Origin of the sequence: Bartonella sp. OC68QHHN (assembly GCF_042193875.1) — a bacterium.
GTDB lineage: Bacteria > Pseudomonadota > Alphaproteobacteria > Rhizobiales > Rhizobiaceae > Bartonella > Bartonella grahamii_A.
This window is the reverse complement of the sequence record NZ_JBHIME010000064.1, coordinates 1-2,922: the sequence shown is the minus strand read 5'-3', so window position 1 is coordinate 2,922 and position 2,922 is coordinate 1. Positions and strand designations below refer to the sequence as shown.

5 protein-coding genes and 1 pseudogene are annotated in these 2,922 nt (G+C 38.9%); 4 read left to right on the top strand and 2 right to left on the bottom strand.

Annotated features, from left to right (window positions below):
• Positions 1-192: 192 nt before the first annotated feature.
• The 4 genes and pseudogenes from ACFIJ0_RS07285 (at position 193) to ACFIJ0_RS07270 (ending at position 1,524) form a co-directional block, all read left to right on the top strand.
• Positions 193-417, top strand: a complete 225-nt coding sequence (locus ACFIJ0_RS07285; protein ID WP_375622779.1) for an antitoxin MazE family protein — start codon at positions 193-195, stop codon at positions 415-417.
• Positions 417-740, top strand: a complete 324-nt coding sequence (locus ACFIJ0_RS07280) for a type II toxin-antitoxin system PemK/MazF family toxin (RefSeq protein WP_375622781.1) — start codon at positions 417-419, stop codon at positions 738-740. The genes ACFIJ0_RS07285 and ACFIJ0_RS07280 overlap by 1 nt, the downstream gene beginning before the upstream one ends.
• A gap of 136 nt (positions 741-876) precedes the next feature.
• A pseudogene (locus ACFIJ0_RS07275) lies at positions 877-1,200 on the top strand (type II toxin-antitoxin system RelE/ParE family toxin).
• A gap of 12 nt (positions 1,201-1,212) precedes the next feature.
• Complete coding sequence (locus tag ACFIJ0_RS07270) at positions 1,213-1,524, top strand: DNA-binding protein (protein ID WP_375622783.1); 312 nt, start codon at positions 1,213-1,215, stop codon at positions 1,522-1,524.
• 52 nt (positions 1,525-1,576) lie between these two features.
• Here the strand turns inward: ACFIJ0_RS07270 and ACFIJ0_RS07265 are convergent, their stop codons facing one another.
• On the bottom strand, positions 1,577-1,855 hold the full coding sequence (locus ACFIJ0_RS07265; protein WP_375622785.1) for a hypothetical protein: 279 nt from the start codon (positions 1,853-1,855) through the stop codon (positions 1,577-1,579).
• Positions 1,852-2,583 (bottom strand): antA/AntB antirepressor family protein, encoded by a 732-nt coding sequence (locus tag ACFIJ0_RS07260; RefSeq protein WP_375622787.1) that lies wholly within the window; start codon positions 2,581-2,583, stop codon positions 1,852-1,854. The genes ACFIJ0_RS07265 and ACFIJ0_RS07260 overlap by 4 nt, the downstream gene beginning before the upstream one ends.
• Between the last annotated feature and the right edge of the window lie 339 nt (positions 2,584-2,922).

Here is a 2,922-nt window from a genome sequence, read left to right as displayed (position 1 = left end):
CTTCCCATTGTTTGATAAGTGCTAGTCCTTCTGATGATATTTTTCGCATATGATTCTCCATAAAAAAAGCTCCGCATAAAGTGAGACTGAGTGACATCTTAAAAATTGTGATTATTACGTTTTATTAAAATCTCGTTTCATGTAACCTTCTTCTGTGTTATACGTTACATGAAACATAATGGAGATTTTATTATGGGTACAATGCACGTTAATGAACGGGTTCAAAAACATCGCAATGCGCAAAGAAAAGCAGGTTTGCGCTTAATACAGATTTGGGTTCCAGATACACGCCAGCCAAATTTTGCAGAAGAGTGCCGCCGTCAGTGTCGCTTAGTGGCAAAAATGGATAAAGCTGATACATCTATGCAGTTATTTATGGATCAATCTTTAATGGATGTTGATGGCTGGACAGAATAATGCGTGGATCTCTCGTAACAATAGCGATGCAAGGCGATTTTGGTAAACCAAGACCCGCATTGATCATTCAAGCTAATCAATTTAGTGAACATACCAGCATGACGGTTTTACCAATTACAAGTACACTTGTTGATGCGCCATTACTCCGCATTACGATTCAGCCAAACACCAAAAATGGCTTACAAAAACCTTCGCAAGTAATGATTGATAAGATTATGACGGTAAGATGTGATAAAATGAATTCTATTTTTGGCTCTCTTAAAGAAAAGGAAATGCTGGAGATTGAACGTTGTTTGGCTGTATTTTTAGGAATAGTAAAATAAAAATTGGATTTCTTCTCTCTTCGGAAAGATAGCTTGGTTAAGCTTCATGTCGCTTTTTCATTGGAATAAAAGAAGATTTTTTCTCAACTTTTAATTTCTCCCTTGACAAATATTCGTTTATAAACGAATATACATTATGTTTGAGATACGTCACTACCTTACTTCTGACGGCAAAGACTTGATAGCTGATTGGCTGCGAAAGCTCCGTGATATGCAGGCTAAAATTGCAATTATTCGCTGCCTTAATCGTTTAGAGCAGGGAAACTTTGGCGATTTCAAGCCGCTTCGTGATGGTGTTCATGAATTGCGTATTAATGTTGGTCCTGGCTACCGAGTTTATTATGTCTAATCTGGAAAGACCGTATTATTGCTATTATGCGGTGGCAGAAAAAAAACACAAGAGACTGATATCACTCGCGCATGTGCTTGCTGGCGTGATTGGCAAAACCGTGAAGATTAAAGGAGTGCAAAAATGAAAGACCGTAACCATGATGATGCAATGGCAGAAATATTCCGTGATGACCCTGAGTTGGCAGCAGCTACTCTTGATGCAATCCTAGCAGATGGTGATCAGGGTGAGCTGCTTGTAACTCTACGCCAAATGGCCAAAGCTTATGGTGGTGTTCAAGCTGTAGCTAAAGCAGCCAACCTGAATCCAACACAACTTTACCGTACACTTTCAGAAAAAGGCAATCCAGAGTTCCGCAGCTTGAATGCTTTACTGCGTACCATGGGGGTTCGTTTAGCTGTACAGCCTCTTGAACAACCAGTTCCCCACGTGTAACTTTAGTGTATTGTAACCCTTCCCCACCTTTAAAGATGGGGAAGGGAGGTACTTAAGCAACCTTTTTAATGGGGGTTTCTAAATCTGGTTCGTAAGCTCGCAATAAAGGCAATATAACTGTAGAAAATTCTGAATCGCCAAAATCTGTAAGAACTGCCAATATTTTTGTAAAATTGGGCACTTCATTTTGAAGTTTAAAAACTAAAGCTTTTTCCATCATGCCCATAATCTCAATTATGGCAGTACAATCCTCGTCTCCAATGCTGTGATGATTGGAAAACTGAAACAATGCCATCCATAAATCGCACAAAAAATCGATACTGGTATTCATTGCACACTCCCAAAGATTTGTTCTCTCAAACATGCCAATCCTCTGGATGTGATTTTCGTTGAAGGCAGCACCTTTTCTGTACCATCCGGTCTTTGAATGGTAATAGCAGGGCAATCCATAAATCCTTTCTTTATTTTGTCCTGATAAGGTAACAGAGGCGCCCCTGGAGCACGACGATAAACCCAATCGTTTTGACGCAAATAATCGGTTAAGTCCTTTGGTCGTACCTCTAGCATTTTCGCTGCTTCAATAAGACCAAACAAACCATCAGAATGCTTTAAGCCTTCCAAAGCTTCTGCTTTTGGTGCTAATTCGGCAATGGTGTTATCCTTCTGTTCGATTTGATTTTGTAAGTGATTTAAAACACCAAGTAATGCTTCGGGTTTGGAGTAGTCAACTTGTGGTGTTGTTACTTGTTTCAAAAGCCGTTCGCATTTGATAAAGTATTGACGTGCTTCATGTCCTTTGTCATTACGCTCTATCATCGAAAGATGTTTAGCCATGTCTAATGTAATGTGGTATTCTATGCTTGGACGACCTTTTTCTAAATTTTTAGAAAGCGTTATAAAGTTTATATTTTCTCGAAACTTACATTCTTTAATGCGGTTTTTAATCCAGTCTGCAAACTTTGATGTAATTCCTAAAAATGCATGTAACTCACGTGCATTCACTGTCTGAACAGTATCACCATCAATGACCTGTTCTGATATTTCTATGAGTGTGTTCATAATGAACTCCTATCGATTAGAGGTTTCTTATTGACATTCCAGAAGAATGCCGGGCGCTAAGAAACACGGTCGATAGTCCGTCGTTACGCTTTCCCCATAAAGGGTATTTTATAGCATAACTACACCCGACAAATCTATTATATGCATGTAGCATATAATGAGTCAAAGTCTTTAATGTGCGGAGAAGAGATTGTGTCGGCAATCTATCCGCTATCGATTTAAGGTGTTTCTTAGGCACCTGATTCGATTATTTATATTGTCGCCACATTGTCAAGCTGCTTTCGAGATTTTTTACATTTTTGCTAATTTGACTTATCTGTCTTCCTCATCCATATGGAT